Origin of the sequence: Mesorhizobium sp. M5C.F.Ca.ET.164.01.1.1 (assembly GCF_004792125.1) — a bacterium.
In the GTDB taxonomy this organism is placed as follows: Bacteria; Pseudomonadota; Alphaproteobacteria; order Rhizobiales; family Rhizobiaceae; genus Mesorhizobium; species Mesorhizobium wenxiniae.
In genome coordinates, this window is sequence record NZ_SRTG01000145.1 from 1 (window position 1) to 409 (window position 409).

Here is a 409-nt window from a genome sequence, read left to right on the forward strand (position 1 = left end):
CATGGTGCAAAGAGTACCGAGCGGCGACATCTCGGTCATGCCCCACGCATGGACGACCTGGACACCGTAATTGTCCTGGAATTTCTGGGTGACCGCGCGCGGGCATGCGGAGCCGCCGATGACCACCTTGTTCAGATGAGGCAGCTTGCTGCCGGTCTCCTCAAGATATTGCAGCAGCATCATCCACACCGTCGGCACCGCGGCGCTGAACGTCACTTTTTCGGTGTCGAGCAATTCATAAATCGAGGCGCCGTCCATCTTGCAGCCGGGCATCACCAGCTTGGCGCCGATCATCGGCCCGCTCTGGCCAAGCCCCCAGGCGTTGGCGTGGTACATCGGCACCACTGGCAGCACGATATCGCGCGACGAACCGCCCATGGCGTCCGGCATCGCGGCGGTCATGGCGTGG

Annotated in this window: 1 protein-coding gene; it reads right to left on the reverse strand. The window is 62.8% G+C overall.

What is annotated here, in order from left to right; genetic code table 11:
* Positions 1-409: AMP-binding protein (locus EN807_RS32835; RefSeq protein WP_145972469.1), on the reverse strand; the 409-nt coding region annotated here is incomplete at both ends.